17 protein-coding genes are annotated in these 26,719 nt (G+C 40.1%); 4 read left to right on the forward strand and 13 right to left on the reverse strand.

Going from position 1 to position 26,719, the window contains the following annotated elements; translation table 11 throughout:
- Position 1: 1 nt before the first annotated feature.
- Genes BPR_RS10285 through rsxC form a run of 3 tightly spaced genes read right to left on the reverse strand, consistent with a single transcriptional unit; the run spans position 2 to position 2,892 of the window.
- The gene (locus BPR_RS10285; protein ID WP_013281417.1) at positions 2-610 is read right to left on the reverse strand and encodes an RnfABCDGE type electron transport complex subunit G; all 609 of its coding nucleotides are present in this window, start codon (positions 608-610) and stop codon (positions 2-4) included.
- Entirely contained in the window at positions 607-1,557 is a 951-nt protein-coding gene (locus tag BPR_RS10290; RefSeq protein ID WP_013281418.1) for an RnfABCDGE type electron transport complex subunit D, read from the reverse strand. Before BPR_RS10290 ends, BPR_RS10285 begins: the two co-directional genes overlap by 4 nt.
- 18 nt (positions 1,558-1,575) lie before the next feature.
- Positions 1,576-2,892, reverse strand: a complete 1,317-nt coding sequence (gene rsxC / locus BPR_RS10295; RefSeq protein ID WP_013281419.1) for an electron transport complex subunit RsxC — start codon at positions 2,890-2,892, stop codon at positions 1,576-1,578.
- A gap of 233 nt (positions 2,893-3,125) precedes the next feature.
- On the opposite strand from rsxC, the gene BPR_RS10300 reads away from it, so the two are divergent.
- On the forward strand, positions 3,126-4,310 hold the full coding sequence (locus BPR_RS10300) for a ribonuclease H-like domain-containing protein (protein ID WP_013281420.1): 1,185 nt from the start codon (positions 3,126-3,128) through the stop codon (positions 4,308-4,310).
- Between the two features lie 103 nt (positions 4,311-4,413).
- On the opposite strand, the gene BPR_RS10305 is transcribed toward BPR_RS10300, so the two are convergent.
- The 9 genes from BPR_RS10305 to BPR_RS10345 form a co-directional block, all read right to left on the reverse strand.
- Positions 4,414-5,199, reverse strand: coding sequence for a CheR family methyltransferase (locus BPR_RS10305; RefSeq protein ID WP_013281421.1), 786 nt, complete (start codon positions 5,197-5,199; stop codon positions 4,414-4,416).
- Positions 5,200-5,340: 141 nt separating this feature from the next.
- Positions 5,341-7,833: a DUF342 domain-containing protein gene (locus tag BPR_RS10310; RefSeq protein WP_013281422.1), complete on the reverse strand. Its 2,493-nt coding sequence runs from the start codon at positions 7,831-7,833 to the stop codon at positions 5,341-5,343.
- Positions 7,834-8,039: 206 nt separating this feature from the next.
- Entirely contained in the window at positions 8,040-9,179 is a 1,140-nt protein-coding gene (gene rpsA, locus BPR_RS10315; protein ID WP_013281423.1) for a 30S ribosomal protein S1, read from the reverse strand.
- Entirely contained in the window at positions 9,160-10,020 is an 861-nt protein-coding gene (ispH, locus tag BPR_RS10320; RefSeq protein ID WP_013281424.1) for a 4-hydroxy-3-methylbut-2-enyl diphosphate reductase, read from the reverse strand. Before ispH ends, rpsA begins: the two co-directional genes overlap by 20 nt.
- 115 nt (positions 10,021-10,135) lie before the next feature.
- Complete coding sequence (gene cmk, locus BPR_RS10325; RefSeq protein WP_013281425.1) at positions 10,136-10,798, reverse strand: (d)CMP kinase; 663 nt, start codon at positions 10,796-10,798, stop codon at positions 10,136-10,138.
- A gap of 30 nt (positions 10,799-10,828) precedes the next feature.
- Entirely contained in the window at positions 10,829-12,079 is a 1,251-nt protein-coding gene (locus BPR_RS10330) for a BaiN/RdsA family NAD(P)/FAD-dependent oxidoreductase (protein WP_013281426.1), read from the reverse strand.
- Positions 12,080-12,115: 36 nt separating this feature from the next.
- A complete protein-coding gene (locus BPR_RS10335) occupies positions 12,116-13,054 on the reverse strand; it encodes a MurR/RpiR family transcriptional regulator (protein WP_013281427.1) in 939 nt (312 codons plus the stop codon).
- A 12-nt stretch (positions 13,055-13,066) separates the two neighbouring features.
- Entirely contained in the window at positions 13,067-13,621 is a 555-nt protein-coding gene (locus BPR_RS10340; protein WP_013281428.1) for a TetR/AcrR family transcriptional regulator, read from the reverse strand.
- Between the two features lie 144 nt (positions 13,622-13,765).
- Positions 13,766-17,095, reverse strand: coding sequence for a glycosyl hydrolase 53 family protein (locus BPR_RS10345; RefSeq protein ID WP_013281429.1), 3,330 nt, complete (start codon positions 17,093-17,095; stop codon positions 13,766-13,768).
- Positions 17,096-17,354: 259 nt separating this feature from the next.
- Here BPR_RS10345 and BPR_RS10350 point away from each other — a divergent pair, with 259 nt between their 5' ends.
- Genes BPR_RS10350 through BPR_RS10360 form a run of 3 tightly spaced genes read left to right on the forward strand, consistent with a single transcriptional unit; the run spans position 17,355 to position 22,166 of the window.
- Positions 17,355-18,086: a glycerophosphodiester phosphodiesterase gene (locus BPR_RS10350; protein ID WP_013281430.1), complete on the forward strand. Its 732-nt coding sequence runs from the start codon at positions 17,355-17,357 to the stop codon at positions 18,084-18,086.
- 14 nt (positions 18,087-18,100) lie between these two features.
- Positions 18,101-19,072 (forward strand): alpha/beta fold hydrolase, encoded by a 972-nt coding sequence (locus BPR_RS10355; protein ID WP_013281431.1) that lies wholly within the window; start codon positions 18,101-18,103, stop codon positions 19,070-19,072.
- Positions 19,062-22,166, forward strand: a complete 3,105-nt coding sequence (locus tag BPR_RS10360; protein WP_013281432.1) for a DEAD/DEAH box helicase — start codon at positions 19,062-19,064, stop codon at positions 22,164-22,166. Before BPR_RS10355 ends, BPR_RS10360 begins: the two co-directional genes overlap by 11 nt.
- A 336-nt stretch (positions 22,167-22,502) precedes the next feature.
- Here BPR_RS10360 and BPR_RS10365 read toward each other — a convergent pair whose 3' ends face one another.
- Positions 22,503-26,642, reverse strand: a complete 4,140-nt coding sequence (locus BPR_RS10365) for a phosphorylase family protein (RefSeq protein ID WP_042256925.1) — start codon at positions 26,640-26,642, stop codon at positions 22,503-22,505.
- Positions 26,643-26,719: the final 77 nt, after the last annotated feature.

The following is a 26,719-nucleotide window of genomic DNA, read 5'->3' on the forward strand; positions in this document are numbered from 1 at the left end:
ATCAGTTTCCTCCTTTCAATGCTTTTTCAAAATATGAAACTGCGCCATTAACGCCTTCTGTAACTGCTCTGGAGGTAATGGTCGCGCCGGAAATAGCTTCAATCTGAGTAGCCTCATCAGATAGCTGTCCGTTTTTTACAACTGCAAAGGTTGTCGCTGCCTTGTCAGCAAACTGCGGAGTGATTACCTTGTCAGCATTCATTCCAAGTCCCGGAGTCTCAGCAATTGAAATAATTGAAATACCATTTATATTACCTTCATTAGTAATACCAACAGTATATTCAATGAAATCACCATATCCCTTGGACTTCACCTGAATAACGTAGCCAGCTGCAGCTCCGCTTTCATCAACAGCTTTTTTTACACTCTCAATTGTTACTCCACCTCGCTCAGAACTAACCATCTCAGCGGCTGACGCATCAAGCTCTACGTCCTCGAAGGTCTTAGCGGTTGCAAATACAGACTGGTTAGCCTTGTCCTGCGCAAGCTTGTCCTGATAAGCTATTGGATCCTTGGTAACCTGATAAACCAGGCCCAGAAGAACACCTGCCACAAGCGTTATTGCAAAAAGAATTAGGGCGTTTTTAATCATGCTCTTTGTATCGTTCATGCTTTTTTCGCCTCCTTCTTAGCAGATTTCTTAATTCCAAAGGCTCTTGGAATAGTAAACTTCTCGATAAGAGGAACCAGAAGGTTCGTGATCACAATTGCATATGAAACTCCCTCTGCATTTGCTCCGAAGATTCTGAAAATTCCTGTCAGGATACCAAGAAACAGGCCGTAAATTACTCTTCCTTTAGGAGTGATAGGACATGTAACGTAGTCTGTTGCCATAAAGAAAGCACCAAGCATAAGTCCGCCGCCTGCAAGCTGAGCTGAAATATATGACCAGTTAAATCCGTATCCGCCAAAGAAAGCTACGAATAATGCAAAAGAAATAATGTATGTGAACGGTATCACATAATCAATAATTCCAAGTGCGAACAGAATGATCGCTCCTATTGCAATACAGAGCATTGATGTCTCACCGATAGTACCAGCTGTTCTACCAATGAGCATATCCATGACATTGACCTCAACACCATTTTTGAGATTGGCAAGAGGTGTTGCTCCTGTATAAGTATCTGTCACAAAGTTTGTCATAATAGCCGGAAACGAGATCATAAGGAAGCATCTTCCGCCAAGGGCAGGGTTCATAAAGTTCTGTCCCAGTCCGCCAAAGAGCTGCTTAACCATTATGATTGCAAAGATGCCGCCTAGTACAGGAATCCACCACGGCACTGTGGATGGCAGGTTCATTCCCAGTAAAAGACCTGTCACAACTGCGGAGAAATCTCCGACAGTTACAGGCTTACCAAGCGCTTTCTCATAAATAAATTCAGAAAGCACGCAGGAAGCCACTGATAATAAAAGAATAATCAGTGCATCTAATCCAAAGTTGTAGATACCAAAACCAGCAGCAGGAAGTAAAGCGATTACTACCCACATCATGATATTAGATGTTGTGGTCCTGGATCTGACATGTGGATTGGATGACACTCTTCTAAGATCGCTCATCTTATCTTAATCCTCCCCTCACTTTTTCCGCTTGCCGAGCTGAATCTTTCTCATGCCCTTGATCAACTGAGTCAGCTGACGTCTGGCAGGACAGATATAGCTACAGCATCCGCACTCACAACATTCCATTCCATACATATCAAGGAAAGTCTTCTCATCATTGTGTTCTACAGCATCTGCAAGATTCTTGGGCACAAGACGTTCAGGGCAAACCTCTATACATCTTGCGCAGTTAATGCAGGCGCTAGGCTCCATCTCGGAAACAGCGTCCTTGGAAAATGCTGTAATAGCAGAAGCAGTCTTTGTAGTAGGAACATCAAGATCAAAGATGGCAAAGCCCATCATAGGACCGCCGGAAATGACCTTGGCAGGCTCAGTAACAAAGCCCCCTGCTTCCTCTATGAGTTCTTTATAGTTAGTACCGATCCTTACCTTGTAGTTTCTCGGATCAGCTATGCAATCACCGGTAATAGTGACAATTCTCTCCATGAGAGGACGGCCTTCTTTAACAGCTCTGCAAACAGCGCAAAGAGTATCAACGTTGTCAACGATACATCCGGCATCAGCAGGAAGCATTGATGAATTAATTTCTCTGCCTGTGCAGGCATAGATCAGCATTCTCTCAGCCCCCTCAGGATACTTGGTCTTGACAGCCTTGACACTAATCTTATCCTCGTTACGTGTAAGCTCTCTGAACTTGGCAATGCAATCAGGCTTATTGTCCTCGATTGCAAGAATTCCGCGCGCATTTGGGAAAATGCTCACAGCAATTTTAAGACCCTCAAGCAAAAGCTCAGGTTCTTCAATCATTCGTCTATAGTCAGAAGTAAGATAGGGCTCACATTCTGAACAGTTGGCGATGACATAATCAATCTTGTCAGGCTCTTTAGGCGCAAACTTAACAGCGGTTGGGAATCCGGCACCACCCATACCTACTACTCCAGCCTCTCGCACAGCAGCGATCTTGTCTTCCGGAGTCATTTCTTCGTAAGGCTTGGCAGGTTTAAACTCAACCTCTTCATATTGACCATCATTTTCAACAATGATGCTGTCACACATTGCTCCTGTAGTAAGACGACGTTTTTCAATTGCTTTAACTGTTCCGGATACTGTAGCAAAGATATTTGCAGAAACAAATCCACCTGCTTCCGCGATCTTTTGACCGGTAAGAACGTGATCACCAACTGCCACTATTGGCTTGGCTGGCGCTCCGATGTGCTGAGACAGAGGATACACAAGGTCCCCTTTAGGCAGCACAGATTTGATGGGCTTGTCCTTAGACAATTCCTTGCCTTCATATGGATGGATTCCGCCCGTAAACGTACCTCTAGCCATTTCCTACCCTTCTTTCGATTTTTTTTGAGAAATCCCGAAAAAGAATTCTCGGAAAGATTTTCCCCAACATAATAAGTATATCTATTTTTGTCAGAAAATGCCATATATCTATCATATATTTGTATATTAATATCCATAAAAAAGATAACAATTATCAGTTTATTTATAAAGATTATTTTTATCGTCAATGATATAATGGATTTGTTATTATTTTTCCGAAGGTGGACACGAACATGATAAGAACAAGCGAAGAATTCTCTCTGCCAGAAAATGATATAGCAAATTCTTTGGACCGGCTGCTTGGCCACGCTCTTGATAAGATTCTTTTTATCGACATAGAAACAACAGGATTATCTCCTAAAACTTCCGAAGCATATCTTATAGGTGTCTCCTATTATCAGGGACATACCTGGCATATTGTTCAGCTGATGGCTGAAACTCCCGAGCATGAAAAAGAGATGCTGACAAACTTTAAGACCTTGCTAAGGGACTTTAAATTACTGGTTCATTTTAACGGAAATCGTTTCGATATCCCATATCTTCAGGGTAGGTTTGCTCACTACGAACTGGGCGATCCTTTTGAAGGAATAGACTCTTTTGACCTGTATAAAAAAATATCTCCTTACAAACTCATCCTGGGACTTCCTGATTGTAAGCAAAAAACAATCGAGCTGTACCTTGGAATTGACAGGGAAGATAAATACGATGGCGGCAAGCTTATTCCCGTATACAGGGAATTTGTTGAAAGCAAGTCTCCCGAAGCTCTAAAGCTCCTTCTTTTACATAATTTTGAAGATGTTAAGGGGATGTTCGGGCTTCTCCCCATGATGAGATACCTCGAATTCTTTAACCTGTTTCAGAATATGCCCAAGGTATCCATCAGAACAGATGAGCCCATAGACGACAACGCCTACGACTATGAACTCCCGGTCAGAGCCAGGAAGGTTCAGGCAAACTACTACAAGGATATTGACGGGACTCAGAAGCAGGAAGTGTTCATGAAGCTTTCGCTTCCTTTTGAGCTTCCATCTTCTCTTAGTGGAAATCTCGATAACTGCTATTTTAAGATCATCGGAAAAGAGGCAACTCTCAGAGTTCCGCTCTATGATACCGAATTAAAATACTACTACTCAAACTACAAAGATTATTATTATCTTCCAAAAGAAGATATGGCTATCCACAAGTCAATCGCAGAATTTGTCGACAAGGCTTTCAGAGAAAAAGCAACTCCGGAAAACTGCTACACAAAAAAGTCAGGTCAGTATCTCCTTGAATGGGATCTTGTCTTTGCCCCCTTCTTCAAAGAGGACTACAAGGACAAACGCTTCTTCTTTGACCTGAACGACAACATGAAAAAGAGTCGCTTCGCCATGAGCCTCTACGCATCCCACGTGATCGCACACATCCTCGAAGGATAACCGGCAGCTTTGAGCCGTAGAATTCTTAAGTTCCATCCAGGAGGCGACAAAAAAATTCCCGTTTCCTCCTTGGCCGGAGGAAACGGGAAGAAATGATTAACGTTTAGCCCTTTGGTTTTTCGTAGTAGAAGGAGTTCTTGCGGACAAAGCCGATATCCTTGTAGTTTACAATCTGCTCTGTACTTCCGATAAAAAGGATTCCTCCCGGAACAAGGTTTGCATAATACTTTCTGAAGATCTCGTCCTTGGCTTCCTCTGTAAAGTAGATCAGAACGTTTCTGCATACGATAAGGTGGCAATCCTTGGGATATGGATCTCTCAAAAGATCTGCCTGTTTGAAGGTTACACGGGATGTAATCTCGCTTGAAACCTTCATTCTGCCATCTTCTGTCTCTGTGAAGTATTTCTTTTTAAACTCATCAGGAGTATTTGCTATCTCTTTTTTATCGTAAATAGCCGCCTTAGCCTTGGCAAGAACTACTGCATCAAGGTCTGTAGCGTATACATTGATCTGATTAAGAGGCATATGCTTACTGAGCATCATTACAATGGTATAAGGCTCATCACCGGTAGAGCAGGCTGCACTCCAGATTTTGAGGTTCTTGCCGAATTTACCCATCAGCTCAGGAACCATCTCTTTATCCATAAGATTCCACTGATCCATATTTCTGAAAAACTCAGATACATTGATAGTCAGATATGTTACAAAAGAGTCCAGAGCCTCTCTGTCCTTTTTTATAAGAGCAAGGAATCCGTCATAACCCTTAACCTCATATTTTCCGATAAGGGTATCAATTCTTCTCTTCATCTGTTTCTCTTTGTATGCATTCAGGTCTATCTTGGTCAGATCATAGACACCTTTTTTAAACCACTCGTAATCATATTCCATGTAAGTTCTTCCCTCCTATCATGTAATGAGCTGTGAATAACGCCTAAAAAACGGCGCATATACCACACTTCTATTGTAATTGAGAGGAAATTATATGTAAAATTAAATAATTATAAATAATATTTCGTTTAGTCTTAATTATCACACAATCATTTCTTCCATTGTGTCAACACTTATCGTGAAAGGTTCTTCAAGCTTAATATAGTTTTCGATCTTGTGTGCAACCCCAGACATAATGAAAGTTACTCCGTTAAACAGCTGCTCGGTTATGACTGCTGTAGCATTATTACTGTTTTCTATGGTAACATCCATTAGCCTTAGTTTTTTCTTTATATCTTCAATCTGGTGCTCTTTGACACTTGTAGCAGCACTTATCTTTATTTTCCACTGCATCTGTTCTCTGCTGCTGACAGCGCCAATTTCCTGAAGTCTTTCTTTTTCTGCCCTGAGGGTATTAAGTTCCTCTTCCTTACGAAGAAGCTCTTTTTGCAGGTTTCTGTAATCAACCTGAAATTCTGTAGACAGCCCAAGATTTATAGTTGTCTTGACCCCACCTTTGCTTCCGACGTTAGCAGCCTCAAGTCCAAAGCTGGTCTGCAGTGTACCGCCATATAAAACGCCGTCTTTCCCGACGATCTTAACCTTTTCCTTGGCTGCAATATCACAATTGACAATTGCATTGGCATAGACATTCTGTGCCTTGACTGATACTCTTTCCAGATATTTGGCAGAAACATTGCCAGCTGCCTCTATTCCGCCTCTGACAGGGCACGTTGCCCCGCCCTTAATGACCACATTTCCTCCGCTTGTGATAAAAGAGCTGGTTACATGGCCACTGATTATGACATCTCCGGTTGCATGAATCTCTGAGCCGGAATCCACATCACCAGTAACAAGAAGGCTTCCGTCCACTCTGACAATCTTGTCTGTAAGTTTAACTTCAGACATAACTGTAAGCTTTGTTATGTTGATCTCACTTTCAGAATATGACAATATCCCCTTGTACTTGGCAACATAGGTCACTCTGTCGTTCATCACCATAAATCCCTCTCCTCTTAGGACTGGGATCTCGTGACCTCTTTTAGCAGGAATAACATTTCCAAAAATATCACTTCCATCAGATCCTGCGGTTGCCTTGTGATACACGGCAACTACGCTTCCGACGTTTACTCTGTTGACTGCATCAAGTCTCGAACAGTCTATACTGCCATCTTCGTTTTCTATAAAGCCAAAAGAATTATCTCTGTCAAAACAGTATTCATAATATCCATTAGTTCCATCCACAGCATCAATTCCTGTAGCAATAAGGACTTTCTCACCAGGATGACTTAACAGATTCTCGATTGTTTTCTGATCAATAGTGCTCTTAATATTGCACTTTTCAAGGAATTTCATGATTATCTCAGGTGTATACACACTTTTCCTGGCTTTTGGCGGAAGTGTCATGTAACCGAGCATCTGGCCACATTCTACAGACAAAAAAGATTTCTTGTTAGCCAGCATCTGTCCAAGAAGATTAGCTTTCTTACTACCATCATCCTCTGCGTTTTCCGTAAATTCATTAACAAGGCTCTTTTCATAGAACTCACCGGAAAGCATCTGCCCTCTGATTCGTCTCATATCTTTGGCAGTATACATAAATGATGAGTACTGGCTTACATCCAGACCATCCTCAAGACCAAGACGTATTTCCCTCATCTGATCTGCCCAGTACAAAGGATTGCTATACAGAGATATATTTATCTGATTTTCAAGCCCAAGACGCATTTCATGCATCTGTTGCCAGTTAAAACAGGAATCAGCATATTCCTCTACCGGAAGTCCCTTTTCCAGCCCAAGGCGAACTTCCTTAATTGCATCTGAGCGCATATCAGGAGATATATATTTATCAAGATCGAGTACTTCCTTGATTCCAATGCAGATTTCTTCAAGTTGTTCCGCATCATAACCGCTTTGTATATATTTATTTATGTTTATGTTATCTTTAAAAGCTTTGTGGAGCTGATCCAGAATTCCATAATGGTATTTATGTATTTTTTCCTTATCAAAGAAAAGCCCATCCTCAGCGCTTTCTCTGATGACCCTCATTTTCATGTAAGGCACATCTACGTATGCATAATCAGATACATCAAGCTGGGCTTCAAGACCTTTTCTGATCTCTCGCATCTGCATATAGTCAAATGCTGGATCCATGTAGAAAATAATAGGAAAATCGGGTGATATCGCAAGGCCCTTTCTGATTTCTCGCATTTGCTCTGCCAGATAGTCTTTGCGTGCGTAAACAGATACATCAATTTTGTTAACTAATCCCTTTCTGATCTGAAATACCTGTTGTGTATCAAAACCCTGTTCCCTATATGAAGACATGTCAAATCCCTGACGCATTTCAAGGCGCATCTCTTCCATTTCAAGCCAGGATAATTTAGGATTAAGATATTTGTTGACATCAACCTTATCCGCTATTCCTTTACGTATTTCAGCAAGTTGCAGAGGATTGTATTCATTTTTGAATTTACGAACATCAACTCCCAATTCCAAGAGGAGCTGGGCCTCACGTTCATAGGAACCCTTATCAAAAGAATTTATGCCTGAATAAATGCTGAATTCTTTCTTTTTACTATTCTTAACTGACATATATTCGCTTACCACCCTGTTCAAGATAAATCCGCATAACTTCATTGTGATTGTATAAAAATAGGTATCAGGGTTCAATTAAGCCATAATTAAAATACTGAAAAAAAAGAATTTTCAATATGCTTGTTATTTAATACTAATTTAAGGGAACAGAAAAGAGCTGATGACTTGCGTCATCAGCTCAATAAATCTTAATAATACTTTAATTAGTTCTCTTCGTTCTGCTCAGCGATAACCTTGTCGATATCAACAGATACTACATCGCCGTCCTCTGCAGGAGCTTCTTCCTTCTCAGGAGCAAACATAGCCTTGATTGAAAGAGAAATCTTCTTCTCATCCTCGTTGAAATCAACGATCTTAGCTTCTACTTCCTGACCAACCTTGAGTACATCAGCAGGCTTCTCAACATGCTCCTTGGCAATCTGTGAAACATGAAGAAGTGCATCAATACCAGGCTCAAGCTCTACGAAAGCACCGAAGTCTGTCATTCTGGCAACCTTACCCTTAACAACGTTGCCTACAGCATACTTCTCTGTAGCATCCTTCCAAGGGTTCTCATCATCGAACTTTCTGGAAAGAGCAATCTTGCTGCCATCAATTGACTTAACAAGAACCTTAACTGTATCTCCAATCTTGAAGACCTTCTTAGGGCTCTCAACTCTTCCCCAGCTCATCTCTGAGATGTGAAGGAGTCCGTCAGCACCACCAAGATCAATGAATGCACCGAAATCTGTAACATTCTTAACTACGCCGTCTACTACGTCGCCAGCCTTGATCGTATCAAAGAGCTTCTTGGCAGCTTCAGCCTTCTCAGCTGAAACAAGCATCTTGCGGTTACCGATATATCTGCGTCTCTTAGGATTGTACTCAGTTACAACGAACTGAATCTCCTGATCCTGATACTTGGAAAGATCCTTCTCATAGCTATCAGAAACAAGGCTTGCAGGGATGAAGATCCTAACTTCATCAACTACAACTGTAAGGCCACCCTCAAGTACCTGTACAACCTTAGCTGTAAGTACTTCCTTGTTGTTGAAGGCCTCTTCAATTCTCTTGTTGCCTCTGTCAATGGCAAGTCTCTTGTATGAAAGAATAACCTGTCCGTCAGCGTCGTTGGTCTTAAGAACCTTAACATCCATTGTATCGCCAACTTTAACGGCGGTTGTAAGATCAATACTGTTGTCGTTGCTGTATTCGTTCTTGGTAAGAACACCATCGGACTTGTATCCGATGTTGAGGATTATCTCATCAGGCTTAACGTCAATAACAGTTCCCTCAACAACCTCCCCTGTGTGAATTGTTTTGAACGATTCGTTAAGCATCTGTTCAAAAGTTTGTTCTGACATAATTCTGAACCTCCTCGATAATGTTCTTAGGGGTCGATGCCCCGGCAGTAATCCCTACGAGCTTAACATTTTCTGTCAAATTTAAATGCAAGTCCTCTAGGGTTTGAATAAAATATGTGTCAGCACACTTCTCCTTGCAGATTTCATATAGTTTTCTGGAATTAGAACTGTGCGCACCACCAATTACTATCATGGCATCAGCTTTAGAGGCTATCTCTTCAGCTTCTGTCTGACGTTCATCAGTTGCATTGCATATAGTATTCACAATATTAATATTGTAACCGTTATTTTTGAAGATTTCAACGGTTTCTTGAAATTTCTTCTTGTTGAATGTAGTCTGGGCCACAAGTGTGTAATCCAGTTCCCTGTTTTCGTCGAATTTCTCAGCGCTTTCAGGGCCGTCGATCACGTAAACCTTTCCCTGAACATAGCTTACGATACCTTCGACCTCGGGATGATTGGCGCTGCCTACAACTATTATGCTCTTGCCCTTCTGACTCTCCTCTGCGACTACCTTGTGGATTCTCTTAACAAAAGGACAGGTTGCATCAACTATATTAAGTCCGGTCTCTTCAAGAGCAGCCTGAGCTTTTCTGGTAACACCATGAGATCTGATAACAATTGTTCCCTTTTGACCCTTGAGGCCTTCGATATCAGCTTCACTTTCGATCACTCTGACACCTTTTTTCTCCAGATCTGAAACTACTGTTTCATTGTGGATAATAGGCCCGTAGGTATAGATGTTGCCTGCGTCAGTTCTGTCAATCTGCTCATAAACAGTATCAACCGCCTTGGTCACGCCAAAGCAAAAGCCTGCGTGCTGTGCTACTATAACTTCCATTTCTGTGTTTGCTCCAACATTATGATATACGAATTACTGCGCTCCTTATAAGCTCTCGCAATTCTACATCATAATTATTATACCAAATTAAACTGTAACAAATTGATTTTATTTATCAAATTTTTTCTTTATAAAGATCTACAATCCTGCGGGCAACTTCATCAATAGTCATATCTGAAGAGTCTACAAGTACTGCGTCCTCTGCCTGCATAAGAGGTGAATTCTCTCTGTGCATGTCCCTGTAATCTCTATCGATAATATCCTTCTCGATGACGTCTATATTACACTCAACGCCCTTAGCTGTAAGTTCCTTGAATCTGCGCTCTGCTCTTACTCTTGAACTTGCTGTTAGATAAACCTTTAATGTGGCATCCGGAAGAACTACAGTACCTATATCTCTTCCATCCATTACTACATCAGTTGATTTAGCAAGCTTCTGCTGCAGCTCAACAAGTTTTTTCCTGACATCTCCGTTTGCACTGCTGGAAGAAGCCATCTTGCCAACTTCCTCATTTCTGATCTTGCCGTTGACGTTTTCATCATTAAGAAAAACTACCTGCTCACCATTCTCATATTTGATAGTGATATCAGCATCCTGACATGTTGCGCTGATCTTGTCTGAATCATCAGGAGCCACATTGTTATTTATCATGAAAAGAGCCATCGCTCTGTACATTGCTCCTGTATCAACATATACAAAACCAAGTTCCTTAGCCACAAGCTTGGCAATTGTACTCTTTCCTGCTCCGGCAGGTCCGTCTATTGCAATATTACCCATTATATTTACTCCTTGAATATCTTTTTCTTTTTACTCAGCAGCACTAAGCCCTGCCAAATGTCCTGTAGACCAGGCAACCTGAAGGTTAAAGCCTCCTGTCTCTGTATCTACATCTATAACTTCTCCGGCAAAATACAGTCCCTTGACCAGTTTGGATTCCATCGTTGAGGGATTGATCTCTTTAACATTTACTCCGCCCCTTGTAATGATCGCTTCATTAAAGCTTCTGGTTCCAGTTACAGTCATAGGCAGATTCTTGATCAGAGTAACAAAAGCGCTTCTCTCTTCTTTGGTGATCTCATTAACTTTTTTATCAGGGTCGATTCCGGAAAGTCTGATCATAACAGGAATCAGTTTACTTGGGAATAGTCCGCCCAAAATATTCTTAAAAGCTTTATTGAGCCCTTCCTCAAAGTCCCTTAAAACCCTCTTGTCAAGCTGTTCCTCTGTAAGTGCCGGCTTAAGATCAAGTAGAAGTCTTGCTTCCCTGGAAGGATCATAGTGACAACTGGCTGTGAGAACCAGTGGACCGCTCACACCAAAGTGGGTAAAAAGCATCTCGCCAAAGCCGTCATATACAGGCTTTTCTTTCTTTTTGCCGCCCTTAGTTCCATCCGCTGCTGCAGATGACTTTCCCTTTGGTTTCAGGAACATCTTGAGTCCGACATTTCTAAGTGAGAGTCCCTGCAGATCCCTGCACCAGTCCTCTGCGATTTCAAAGGGAACAAGTGAAGGAAGCGGAGTAACTACAGAATGTCCAAGTTCCTCTGCAAATTTATAGCCATCTCCTGTCGAGCCTGTGGAGGGATATGAGACTCCTCCCGTGCAGATGATCACACTGTCAAACTCTTCTCTTGTTATTGGGTCATCACCACTACAATAAGTAACAGCACTTACTGCTCCATTCATGGCCTCAACTGACAGAACCGTAGTCCCAAACTGGACATTTACTCCTGCCCTGACTACTGCTTTGTACAAAGTATTTATTATATCTGATGAGTGATCAGAAACAGGAAAAACTCTGTCTCCACGCTCAACCTTAAGTTTACAGCCATTACTTTCAAAAAAGTCCATGACTGCCCTGTTATCATAATCATAAATCGCACTGTACAAAAATCTCGGGTTTCTTTTGACAAATCCGAAATAATCCTCCACTGCGCAGGCATTTGTCACATTACATCTGCCCTTTCCGGTTATGTAAATCTTTTTACCGGGCTTTTCATTCTTTTCAAAAATAGTGACGCTCCCGCTGCTCTGCGCAGCAGCAAGCGCCGCCATCATTCCGGCCGCTCCGCAGCCGATAACTGCAAATTTTCTTCATTTATAATTTTCCTTATTTCTGGTAAGCGGATAACCGATCATCGGCGCATCTGACGCAAAATCAATCTCGTCATTCATATACACCTGATAGTTATTCCAGGTTTCTTCCAGCATTTTGAGATCTGCCTGAACTTCCTGAGGCTTTCTCATGCAAAGTGCCACAACCAAAGCATTTATCACACTAAGCGGTGCTGTAAGCGAATCAACTATAGATGCCATCTCGCTTTTGGCAAGAAGATTACACGAGGAATAAAGATTCATTGGAGAATGTACCGAATCAGTTATCGTTATAACCTTGGCATTCCTGTCGTTGGCAAACTCCATACATTTGAGTGTACGCATGGAATATCTAGGGAAACTGATACCTATGATACAGTCCCTGTCCCCAATCCTGATCATCTGCTCAAACATCTCACTGATGCTGGTAGTCTTGATCAAAACATTATTGCCTCTGATAATATTCAGATAAAAATGTAAAAAATCTGCTAAAGGCTCACAGGACCTAAGGCCTACAATATACACCGTTCTGGCTTTGAGAATAATATCAACAGCTGTCCTAAAGGCAGCAACATCAATATTATTGATAGTATGCTCGATATTGGAAATATCTGAATGAAGGATTGCCGATAATATCTCTCCTTCACTGCTCTTACCAAATCGTCGTCCGACCTTCTCTACAGATCCAAATTTATCGCTGACCCAGGCAGCGAGTGCTTTCTGAAAAGCGGGATAGCCATCATAGCCAAGACTCATGGCAAAGCGAACCACAGTGGATTCGCTCATCCCAACTATTTTACCAAGTTCTGCAGCAGTCATAAAAACTGCCTGTTCATAATGATCACAAATATATGTGGCAATTGATTTCTTGCCCTTACTCATCTTGGAGTAGCATTCGTTAATTCTGGTGATTACATCTACACCTTCTTCAAACCGCATATTACTCCCTCATCAGCCAAGGCAAAAAGCCTTATAGGCAGATTCAAGCATTGCGACAGATGAAGCTTCATCAAGATCATAATCTCCTGTGACTGCCATGCATCCGGCACCATGAATAAATATCCACATCTGCATAAAGAGCTGCTGAGCATTTCCCGCTCCGCTTGCTGTGGCCTTATTGATCTCTTTAACAACGTTCTCTGTAGAACCGTTAACAAGATCATACATGCTACGGCCTCCTGTTCCCTGACCGGAGATAAAAAGAAGTCTGAAAAGATGCGGGTATTTCTGAGCAAAACCTATATAGGCAAGTCCCAGATCTACAAAAGGTACCTCGTGAGTCTTATTAAAATCATTGTAATAATCCTCATAATAAGCTGCTGCCTTGTCGTAAACATCCTTCTTGAGACCGTCCATATTCTCATAAATACGGAAAATAGGCTGTGTTGAACATCCTGCTGCAGCTGCAAGTTTTCTGGATGTGATCTGCTCGAAGCCCTCTTTCTTGGTTATCTTAAACGCCGCATTAACAATTTCTTTTTGAGTAATGGTAGCTTTTCTAGACATATTTCCTCCCCGAAGTTGATAGATATACAGATATTTAAAAAGCATGCGTTATTATTTTACAAAAGAAGAACTCTGATGTCAACACGACAAAAAGGCTCTGAACCAGTCAAATTCCAGTCCAGAGCCTTATCTTTTGTAGAAAAATTAATTTATCAATATTCCGTTTTCATCAAAGGTGTATTTATGGAAATAAATAGTAAGTGTTTCTGAGACAGCCATTTTACCATCACTCTTTGCATAGTGTTTTTGGCCATCTACAGTAAACCACTTATTGCGGTACATATTGTCATTTGTTCCAAAGAAATAGCCATCTCCATCGATCATGACAAATCCCCGGCTAGCATGTCCCTCCTGGTCATAGTACTCGGTATGTTTCCATTTATCAAGGAATCCCTTATACATCTTGCCTTCCTTGTCAAAATAGTACTTGTTGCCATCTCTTTCGACATACTTATCAACCGCCATAACGCCTGTTGTCTCATTAAAGAAATAAGTATCTCCGTCCAGATTAACAAAGCCTGTGTTCATAAGGCCATCATCACCGAAATGATAGGTTTTATGATACTGGGTTACAAGAACATTTGATACACTTGCTCCATCTTTTCCAAAGTAATATGTTTTTCCGTCAACAGTTACCTTGTTCTGATACAGCATGTGGCCATTATCCTTGAAGTAATACAGCTTGCCTTCGATTTCTGTAAGGCCTGTAGCCATAGTACCGTCTTCATAGTAATAGTACTTGGAACCGTACTTGGTCTTCCATTCGCCTTTCTTGGGCTCCACGGGTTCCTCTGGCTGTTCAGGTTCATCCGGATCTTCAGGAGTTTCTCCGCCTCCTGCATAATCTTCCTGTCTGTACAGATAGAAATCATCAAAGGATCCCCATGCTCCTGCAGGTGCCTTAACTATTGCGCCGAATGTTACTTTCATATTATCAGCCTTAACTACAATATTTTTAATTTCCGGATTATCCCAGTTCTGCCAGGAAGTTACTCCTGTGTCGGCATAAAGTGCTTCTCCGCTATTAAAGAAGTAAAGCTGAAACTTTGATGTAGTTCCGGCATCTCCTCCCTGAAGAAAAGTACCAAACGTGTAGGTTCCCTTATTCAGTACAACCGTCTGTGTTACATCAAATTCAATTTCCTTATTATCCCAGAAATGAAGACAATAATCACCAGAATGAACATTACTCAGATCATTCTTTCGTGATACGCAGGGATTAGCGCTTCTCACAATCCAGTCATAAGTGGTAAGCTCATTTTCAAAGCCCGGGTTATTAACATAATTGTGAGGGTTAACAGTGAGTTTTAGAACTACTTCCATTTCTTCACCGTCTACAACAACTGTTCCCCTTATCTCGTAAGTTCCAGGTCCTTTAATCTTTAGCTCATCTTCCACATTCCAGGTAACAGGAACTTCAATTGTATGACCATCCGAATAGGTAACAGTTGCCACCATTGGAACGTTTGATGCATCATCAACCTCAATGATCGTATCAGGTACTGTAACACTTGTTACAGTTACAGGAGCTGTAGTGCCTGTTCTGATGTAGCTATAGATTTTTGCTGTTGCAAGCGGATGTCCCGTAAAGTCAAACCATGCTTCATTGTCAACAGCAGAGCCGCCATACCAGTCTTTTGCATCCTTGTCATAATTTCCGGCAAAAGAGCTGGCCCAGCCACTGCCATACTCATCCCAAATTTGCTTATTCTGGGCAAGTATTTCTGCTGCGTTCTCATCTTCAGCATTATAGACCTGAACTGGAATCCAGGCAGGTTCCCAATAGAAAACTCCGATACCGCCATCAATTCCTGCAACAGTGTTTACAACATCACGAACAGCATTGGCCTGTCCCTGAACAGAAACCTCATAATTAAGGGCATCTCCTGCCTTGCCTTCATACTCTGTGTTGCCGTGGCCATCGCCATCTTTAAAGGTTGTAAGGTATGAAGTCTCGGCAACCATGACTTTTTTACCATAGGTCTCTGCAATATTGGAAAGAACTGATTTGAGATTATCAAGTGTTCCATGCCAGTATGGGTAGTAGGAAGAAGCAAATACGTCATAGTCAACGCCGTAAGCATCTAACTTACTTGCATAATCCGCATATCTGCCGCTTTTCTCAGGATTAGTAAAGTGAACTGCTATGAGAATATCTTTTTCATACCTCTGTGACACGCTCCTTACAGCATTGCATCCTGCTGAGAATATAGTTGCCATGCCATCCCAGCTCTTTTCTCCTGCTATACCATTATTGGTCTCGTTGCCAATCTGGACCATGCCTACGTTAACGCCTGCATCAAGAAGCTTAGAAAGCTGAATCTCAGTCCATTTACTTACATGAAGCATTTTGTCATCAACATCTTTACCTGCCCATTCCTTAGGAGCAGTCTGTTTTCCCGGGTCTGCCCAGAAATCTGAATAGTGGAAATCAACAAGGACCTTCATTCCGGCATTGGTTGCAAGGATACCAATCTGCTTGGCAGTCTCAATATCACAATTTCCTCCGCCGTACCAGTTACCATTTTCATCCTTGGGATCATTCCAAACGCGGACTCTCACATAGTTAACTCCGCCCTCAGCAAGGAAATTAAAAAATCCCTGGTCATCAAGTTCATTGCCATCATAGTCATAGAACTTAACGCCGCTGTTTTTCTCAGCAATATAGGAGCTGACATCTACGCCTGTGATAAAATCGCCATTTGCTCCGGCAACTTTTTCTACATAAATTTCAGCATCAACAGGCTGAGTTTCTTCGCCTGATGGCTCTTCCGGGTCAGGATTTTCCGGAGTGTCTGTATTTCCCTCTCCATTGTCATCAGTACTTACTGCAACTTTCACATTGTTAAGATAGCCCCAGCCCTCTTTTTCCACATCAAATACAACGCTGAGCCTGGCATCATCAATGTCTTCCTCTGTGGTGAAAGAAAGACTTCCTGTCAGCCAGTTATTGTAACCTGATAGAGAAACTGCTTCACTCTTTTCATCTTCTAAAACAATGTAAAAAGAGCCTTTTTCTCCCATAGCTTCGGAAGAGAAAGTATAAGTTCCTGCAGGTATATCTATTTCCTGTGAAAAAGTAAGAACTCCGGCGCCGTTTCCAAACCAGTAATTAACGCCATTGTCAGAACCATCTGATGGTTTATCCATCCACTGGTCAGATGAATAAACAAAGCTTGAAATGCTGGCACCGGTGCTGTCCCAGTCATCAACAGTTACAGTCCAGCCCGCATCATCACCCCATATATCTGCAGACATGTCGTAATTTGCAATTGTCACTTCTTCGCCATCTGCAGTATCCTCAGTATCAATTACTGCATCTTTGGTTTTAGCAGTATCCTCAATATCAATTACTGCATCTTTGGCTTCTTCAGTATTTTCGGCAGCACTAGCCACCACACCGATTCCCTGGCCAAAAGCCATAGTAGCCGCCAAAGCCACAGATAAAGCCTTCCCCCATCTTTTTTTGTTCATATAGCCCTCCATCAATACATAAATACAATTACTACGAGGCTTATTATAACTGCGCAAATATGCGCAACACTATATGTAATAATCACGATTTTGCATGCGCAACCATGCGCAACAACGTTAATTTTTGTTAATGTCTGACAAATAACTTTATTTCGTAAAGATTTAAGTACAATAAAATGATAAAATGAAATATATTGGATTATCATATGGTGTCAAAATTTACTTTTGACACCTACATCATTTTTTAAGAGGTATAGAGATGAATTCACCACTTGTATGGGCTCACAGAGGAGCCAGCGGATACGCACCGGAGAACACATTGCCTGCATTTAAGCTTGCAGCTGAAATGGGAGCTGACGGAGTAGAACTTGATGTTCAGCTGACCAAAGACGGAGTAATTGTTGTCTGTCACGACGAAAGAATTGACAGAACCAGTAACGGAGCAGGTTTTATCAGGGATTATACCCTCAAGGAACTCAAAGAATTCGATTTCTGCAATGGAAATATTGCTTACGAAGGAACCAAGATTCCCACAATGGAAGAAGTATTCGACCTTCTTGAGCCCACCGGTCTCACGATCAATATAGAGCTTAAGACAGGGGTATATTTCTATCCCGGAATAGAAGAACAAATCTTGGAACTGACAAAGCGCAAAGGATGGCTTGACAGAGTTATCTTTTCATCTTTTAACCACTACTCCATCATGAAGATCAAAGAACTTGAGCCTGCTGCGCTGACGGGATTCTTATATGCTGACGGAACTCTGGGTATGCCCGGATATGCTGCAGAAAATGAAGTTAATGCCCTTCATCCTGCTCTCTACAATCTTCAGTATCCAGATTATATGGACGACTGCAACATGTTTGACATAGACGTCAACGTATGGACCGTCAATTCCGAAGCAGATCTTATAAAGTGCAGAGATTACGGCGTAAATGCTGTTATCACTAATTACCCCGAAAAGGCTGTCAAACTCTATTCACGCAACTAACACAGGGAGAAAACATGGACAATTCAATCAAGTTTCTCGGAGAAGATGATTTCCTCTCCGCAATGGAAAACGAAAACAAAAAATGGCGCAAAGAGCACGTCACAAGAGGAACGCTCACAAGCTTTGACGGAACCAGACTTAACTACTACATTGCTACTCCCAAAGAGCCCAGGGGAAGTATTACGATAGTCCACGGAATGGGCGAATTCTGGGGAAAATATCACGAATATGCCTGGTATTTATATCAGGCAGGCTACAAGGTATTTTTCATGGAACTAAGAGGCCATGGATACTCAGAGGGTAAAGTTTCAGACCCGCAGCTCATCTATATCGATGACTACAATACCTACGCTGAGGATCTTCTTAGTTTTGTTGAAACAGTGGTAGTTCCTGAAAGTGACGGCCTTGATATGAAGCTGATATGTCATTCAATGGGAGGCGCAATATCTGTGCTCTTTTTGGAAAAGCATCCCCAATACTTCAAATCAGCAATCCTGAATTCACCGATGCTCAAGATGAAAGCAGAAAAAAATCTATCGCCATTTGTCATTTTCTTTCTAAAACTATATGGAAAGATCTTCAGGAAGGAAAAGAGTATTGCTCCAAACCAGAAGCGTTTTGACCAGAACACGACTTTAGAAAACAGCAGTGCCAAATCAAGGTCCCGTTTTGAATATCAGCTCGCTCTTCGCAAGAAAGATGAACATTATCAGACCACAGGAGCCACTCTTGGCTGGGCACTTGCAAGCGTCAAAGTCACGAAGGACATTTTCAAACATATCAATAATATAAAAATACCGATAGATATCTTTACAGCAGGCCAGGATCATTTGATTAACCCTGCAGGCTATGATATGTTTAAAGAGATGCTTCCCCAAACCAGAATTCACGCCTATAATGAGTCAAGGCATGAAATATTCAATGCGGACGAAGCCACTCGCAAACGCTATTACACTGAAGTTCTTGAGGTTCTAAATGGCAAATAATTCCATGGACAATTCCAGAAAAGAATTTGTAACCGCCTCCGGTAGGCGGTTCATTTCTGATGTTCAAAAAGATTTTCACTATACTTCTTTTGAGACCAAGAAGATTCTCAAAGAATACTCTCCTGAAAGCAGCAGCCCTGCTCTATACAAAAAGACATCCGTTGTCAATCTCGAACCGCACGTTACTCTAAATCATGATAAATTATCTATAAATTTTAACATATACTCTGGTACCACAGGACACAGTTATGTCCTCAAAGACGTGGCTGCTCTTCTTTCTGCCATAGACGAAAGGGAGATTGTAAGCTACGGTAAGCATCTTGAATTTACCCATGATCTGTCTGCTTTTTCAGAAGAATCACAGAAAATCATTTCTTTTTTGAAAGACTTCTTTAGAGGAAAGCAACTTGGCGATGCCTTTTCTGCGTACTCATCTTCTGCATATTCATATGGCAAGGGCCATAACAAAGAGCTTGAGCTTACCGGTCACGAGATCGATGAGTTCTTTTCGGCTGTCAGTTCAATTTACTTTATAAATACAGATTTCAGATCCCGCTACACTGAGGAAAGGCCTGTAGATATCGTCTATTCTTTTCCTCCAATAGATCTCCATATAGAAAAGACAGCAAATGGCATAAATTTTGAGGCCAGCTCTTTTACCATGTTTGAAGGCTATTCAAACATCTATTTTGAGCGCAGACGTAAAATTCATGTTATTCCCAGAAAAGAATGTGAAGACATCTTCCCATTCCTCAAGTTTCTGTCTGCACGAAGGACAGAAAACGAACTGTTTATTTCCAATAAAGATCTGCCTCTTTTCTCATCAGGTCTTTACCCAATCCTTGAAGAATACTTCAATGTCAGCAACGACGGATTTTATCCATCCAAGTATTCACCTGACATTCCTAAGTTTAAAATATACATTGATATGCCTGATCTCGTTACAATAACTTGTGATATACAGGCAATTTACCATGAAGGCAAACCCTCTGAAACTACCGTGCGTTTGTTTGAAAACAGTGATGGTTCGTCAGGTAATAACGGCCAAGAAAACGAATCAGAAGTTATTATAAAAAGAAATTATTATCAGGAGAGTTCCATTATAAAGCTTGTAAGTCAACATTTCGATGAGCTCGATGACAAGAAGGGGCTCCTGATCCTTAGTGGTTCTTCAGACAACGAAGATAAGCTGTTTGCATTTATAGCAGATGATATTCCTAAGCTTGCAAGGCTTTGCGATGTCTATCTCTCAGATGCGATCAAATCCGTTAATATAAGTTCTGCTCCGACAGTCAACATGGGCATTTCTGTTGTCTCTGATCTTTTGGAATTATCAATAGTTCCTCAGGAAATAACTGCTGCAGAGCTAAATAACATTCTTGGAAGATACAGACTAAAGAAAAAGTACTATAGACTCTCATCCGGGGATATTATTGACCTTCAGACCAGGGAGATGGATCTGTTATACAGCCTTAACGAAGGGCTGGGCCTTAGTCCAAAGGATATTCTGGCAGGCCATATTTCTATTCCGAAGTACAGGGCTCTTTTCCTAAACGAGCTTACAGATGACAACGCCATTATAAGCGGTACAACTATTGATAAATCCAAGGATTTTAAAGATCTTGTCAAGTCTTATGCTACGACCGGTGACAAGCTGTTTACTGTTCCCAAGTCTCTGGACAAGGTCATGCGCGATTATCAGAAGGATGGCTTTATATGGCTCAGAACTCTACGGCACAATGGCTTTGGCGGAATACTTGCTGATGATATGGGTCTTGGCAAGACTCTGCAGGTACTCTCTCTCCTTCTTAGTATCAAAGAGGAGACTGACCGAAACAAAAAGCCAAACCGGTGTAGTTTAGTTGTTTGCCCTGCATCACTTGTATACAACTGGCAGCATGAAATAAAGAGATTTACACCACATCTTAAATGCGAACTTGCCGTAGGAATAAAAGCAGACAGAGTAAGAGTTACTTCTGAAATTGAAGAAGAAAAAACTGATGTCATAATCACGTCTTATGATCTTCTAAGACGTGACATTGATCTGTACAAATATCTGGAATTTGACTGCCAGATCATAGATGAGGCTCAGTTTATCAAGAATCCTACCACTCAGGTAGCCAAGGCTGTTAAGAGCATTCATGCTTCCTTTAAGGTAGCACTTACCGGTACTCCTATAGAGAACAGATTAAGCGAGCTCTGGAGTATCTTTGATTATTGTATGCCCGGATATTTGTTTAATTACAGACACTTCAAGGAAGCAATTGAGTCTCCGGCAATTCTCGATGGTGACGAAGAAGCCATGAGGCGCCTAAAGAGAATGATCTCACCTTTCATATTAAGAAGGCTCAAAAAAGATGTATTAAAGGATCTTCCGGACAAGCTTGAAGAAAACATTTATGCTCCAATGGCCAAGGAGCAGGAAGAACTGTACAAGGCTCATTTGCAGCGCATCAAGCTCATGGTAGATTCCAAGAACGAAGAGGACTTCAGACGCGATCGTATCATGATCCTGTCAGAGCTCACAAGGCTTCGCCAGCTCTGCTGTGATCCGGGACTTATTTATGATAATTACACCGGCGGAAGTGCCAAGGCAGATCTGTGCCTTGAAATGATCAGAAGTGCCGCAGAAAGTGGACACAAGGTCCTGCTCTTCTCGCAGTTTACTTCAATGCTCGAGAGACTAACCGCAATTTTGAAAAAAGAAGGAATCAAGCACTACCTTCTTACAGGATCCACCCAAAAGGAAGATAGAATCCGCATGGTTGATGCATTTCAGGAGGATGACACTCCTGTATTCTGCATATCCTTAAAAGCCGGTGGCACAGGTCTGAACCTTACCGCTGCAGACATAGTAATCCACTACGATCACTGGTGGAACATTGCAGTCGAAAACCAGGCCACAGACAGAGCCCACAGAATCGGTCAAAAGAACGTCGTAACCGTCTACCGCCTGATAATGCAAAACACGATTGAGGAACGCATCATCCTCCTCCAGAACAAAAAGAAAGAGCTGGCTGACCAGCTCCTAAATACAGACTCGCTCCGCAACCCGACTCTCTCCAAAGAGGAGCTCCTCGAACTCCTCCGCTAGAGCACCCGAAAAGCTTTTTCCTCACAGCATTTCCCCCTGCTCGTCACTGACAAATGCAGATTTTCCCAGATATTTCCGCATTTTTTCTTTTATTGATGCATGCTCAACTAAACTTGCAGGAAGGATTGTAGTTTATAATTGAAAATGACATAGCCCGCTTGTCGGGCGTAAAAAGAGAAGTTATCATTATTTGCCATATACTAAAGAGGCAACCCTTTCGGATTGCCTCTCCATTCATCTTCTCAATTCCTTGGATATAGGGCATTTCAATACGTGATTCCGTGTTCACAGAATCATTCTTATAACTGGTACCACTTTTGAATAAATAAATGCTTGTTATTCATTTCCTATGATACTTATTAATTCGCGTAACACAATAGCTGCATTTTCTGCCGCAGGTTGTCTATACTTTTTTACTTCTTCTTTACTTTTATTTTCGTCAGCCATATCTGAAATACCTCTAATAATACAAATTCCCTTTTTCGGCTGCTCATCATTTAATTTACTTTCATAAAATGCAGATGTAAATCCCCCAGCCTCCATTTCACAAGCAAGAATCTTGTCATTATAATTATTTATCCAACTTCTGATCTTAGATTTTGTTGACTTTATCACTGCACTTCCACTAGCTATGTCACCAATTACAACATTTATTGTTTTTCCAATACTATTTTCAGCTGGCTCAATCTCTTTCTTTGATATAGACCTTGAAACAGCCTGATAAAGTGGACTAGTCTCAACATTTACAGTAAACTCCTTACCTCTACGAACAATACCTTCGTCCGTATCTTTGCTCAAATCATATCCCACTACGCCTTCTGCCAAAACAACAGACGTATAATTAACGTCATCGTTTATTCCACCTGCAATTCCCACTAAACATATCATATCCGGATTATATTGCTTCATAAGATACGAAAATGTACTTATTATTGACTGTTCACCCTGCTGTAAACATTGCGTCAATATTACATCATAATTTCCAACTTTTCCAGCAAATTCAAGTCTCTTTCCTTGTACAAATGGCTTTTCACTAAGCTGAAGAACTTTTTCTACTGCCCGTGTTTCTTCTTCAATAATTGTAATTATTCCAATAATCTTATCTTCCATACCATTATTCTCCCGCTCTGTCGAATGTTGCGGTGCTTCTAAGTTCCTTCTATACATGAACCTAGACTCATAGTTAATAATTTGCGTAGGTTTCTCATCAATTATTTTCTCTGTACTTTCGCACCTTTTGTATTTAAATTGTTCTTTTCTCTGTGTTCTAGGGTCCTCCAAGTATTGAATATATCTATTATTCTTTTCCAGAGATTTTTCTAATACAATGCTGATTTGGTTCTTCTTCCAATCTGTAAAAAAGATTGCTGATGGCAACGTCATAGCATAATCATAAAATGAATTACATATAAACTCACCGTTTGAATTATTCCCTTCTTTTATTGCATAAGAATTCTCAATATCTCCTAGATATGTAAACTTCAACGGCACTACATCTTTAAGGCAGAAAGAAAGATTCAATGTAAGTATTGCTAACGCCTCAGCACCAGCATTACCTATCGCAATAAACCAAACAGCTCTCTCTGATTCATCAAGGATTATGTCTGGGTTATATTTTTCCGGCAATTCAACTAAATGAGCATCATTACGCTTACCATTTGCATATGACGTGCATATATTTATATTATTCCATACTGCTCTTTCTTGTTGAAGATTGGAAACCTTGTATGTCAAATATAATACATGATTATATCTAACTAATTTATGTATTTTACCACTCTGCCCCAGAACACAGCATATATCATCTAGCAAATCTTTTGTTATTCTTAACAAAAAGCTTATTGTACTATAGATTTCTTCAATTAAATGAGAACCAATATAATTTTCTACAATAACCTTCGTTCCTTCAATTGAATAACATTTTTCTATTTGTTTTTTTGTATTTTCATATAGCTTCTTGATTTCACTAAATTCATCAAAATACCTGTTCTTGTCATCACAAAATTCTATACATTCATCTTCTATTTTTTGTAGCTTGAAAAACTCTCCATAGGCTTTGTTATTTGTTTTTTTCTTTAGATTTAAAAAATGTACTTTTTTACGTAGAACGAATAAGCACAACAAATAAACGGCCACATATTTAGACCTATAATAAAGCGAGGACAAATCTTCTTTTAATGTTTCATCAGCTATAGTGTTTTTTTCTTCAAACACTTCACTGAACATATTCTTCCAGGTGATGTTATCACTTTTTGATGCAAAATTTACATCTTTTATAAGCTTTGCTGCCTCTCCTGTTTCAAATGCCTTCAGCTTCATTAAAGCACTATTTAATGCTTCATATGCTTTTTCATTGGCATTTTTACTCCCCGGTTCCGATGTAAATGAAAAATTATGTTTACAAATATTCAATTCTGCCGCTACAGCTTTAATACAATTTTCTCTTGTTAAACAGGTTGCTATCTTAGTTAGCTCTTGATCCCCATATACAACACCAGTATCTTCATTTTTATTACAAACTCTACCTAGCAAAATAGCTGGCAGCTGTACATCAGTCAATTCTTTCAATCCTATTGCTGATGTATCTGGTTCGTTTACTCTGTATCCACTTCTATCACCATCTGAAATAAGTCCCTTTTTGCTAAAAACTTGAGTAAGCCAAGTTGATTTATCCTCAGATGTAATATACGGAATATATTTTGTTGGAGCATGTTCCACTTTAGTTGCAACTATAGCAACAGGTCCTTTTAAATATGTTTTCACTCTCAAAATTCTACTATTATCATCATTTGGATTTATAGAAAAATTCGATAAATATGTAGAAAGTATTTCTTTCTTTATTCCAAGCTCAGTAAATAATACAATCAGCTTTTCCGCAGCAATATGCGTAATAGTTCGTTTTTCACTATCTTTGTTACTTTCTTCCTGAAACTCATATAAGAAATAAGAGTATAAAGTCTCTTCTTTCTCACCAAATAGCACATCCTCACCATGTCGAAAGGCTCTAAATACAAATCCATCCTTTGTTTGCGTTATAGGAACAATTATCCCCATATCAACAGACCTATCAATAAATAATGAGACCTTCGTCACACAATCATAGTAATCCCTAACATAATATATTGTTGACAGAAGATCCCCAACTGATATTCCCTTATTCAGCCTTTGCAAAATCTCCTGGTACCGTTCATCTTTAAAAGCATCTTTTCCTTTATCTAAGACTAACTGTCTACATGGTATTTCTTTGTTATAGTATAAATCCAAAAATGGCTCAATTAATCTAGCTTCTGTAGAAATATAATCTACTCCATCAATTACGCTTTTATACTCGCCTGAGAGAGACTCTGATCTGCCAAAGTGAATTTGTGGAAGTATTCTATTCATTGAATTCCTACATAAATCTTTAACCTCACTATCTATTTCAGGTGGAAATATAAATCTTAAATTCTTTTGTTCTATTTGTATTACACTTAAATCAACTCCTATATCTTCTGGCAAAAAAGTATTCCAAAATAGTGCTAATTTATATGAATAATAGTATTGAACTAAGCGCAATTTAGATGTAATATCAAAAAAATCTTCAGCATGTATTTCATTATCCTTTGTGATATTTGAAAACACTTCCTCGATTGTTTCAATATTCACTTTATCGAAAACAACCATAGGTAATACACTTATTGAATAGAAATCTTTATTCTTTTCTTTATGTGTAATATATGTTCTAATTTTAATAAGTGCGCAGTTACTTATACTACAATTCTCTATTAATTCAAATTCTTTTATTGCATTTTTAGTTGGGATAAATGTAACTGAATAAATCTCATTATTACGTTGTTCAGGCGTCGAAACATCATAAGAGTTCCAACCAACTAGATTTATAAACCTTGAAAAGTTAGTACTCTTTACATCAAATCTATTAAAAAGCGGAAAGTCAATATCATATGGTCTAGGTTGAAGCAGTATTGACTTTACCACTCTATAACACAAACTAATACAATCCTCATTAGTAGCAACATTACAATTTGGATACAAATAACTTTTTCCTGTGTTATCAGTAAGCATATCTGGTTGAAACCATTTTTTATTTACTGACAAGACATAGACATTAATAGATTTTACTTTCGCTTCAACCAATCTATTAATAGTTCTATTGATTGATGTCCCAGATACGATGGCATCATCAATTATAATTACTTCTTTATCACATAACCATGATGTATCCATATCCAGTATACGCTCACTAGTAACATACCCATTAAAAGAAATAAGACCTAATTCTTCCAAACAGTAAAAAAAACATGATGCTTTTCTTGCCATCAAAAAATAGACATCCGCCTGAGTTTCTGAAATTTTTCTACAAAAATCCAATAACTCAGTCTGTGTATCGCTATCGAAACAATTTAGTAGCCTATCTATCCTTACATTTGAATCCGAGCTTTCCTTGTGTCCGTTTTTTGACAATACTTCATTCCCCATATTTGCGTCTCCCATAATTATGCATAAATACATTAACTACTATTGAAAGCCTATAAGGAAAATATTACATACATTTT

The sequence above is a fragment of the Butyrivibrio proteoclasticus B316 genome (assembly GCF_000145035.1).
GTDB classification, from domain to species: Bacteria; Bacillota; Clostridia; order Lachnospirales; family Lachnospiraceae; genus Butyrivibrio; species Butyrivibrio proteoclasticus.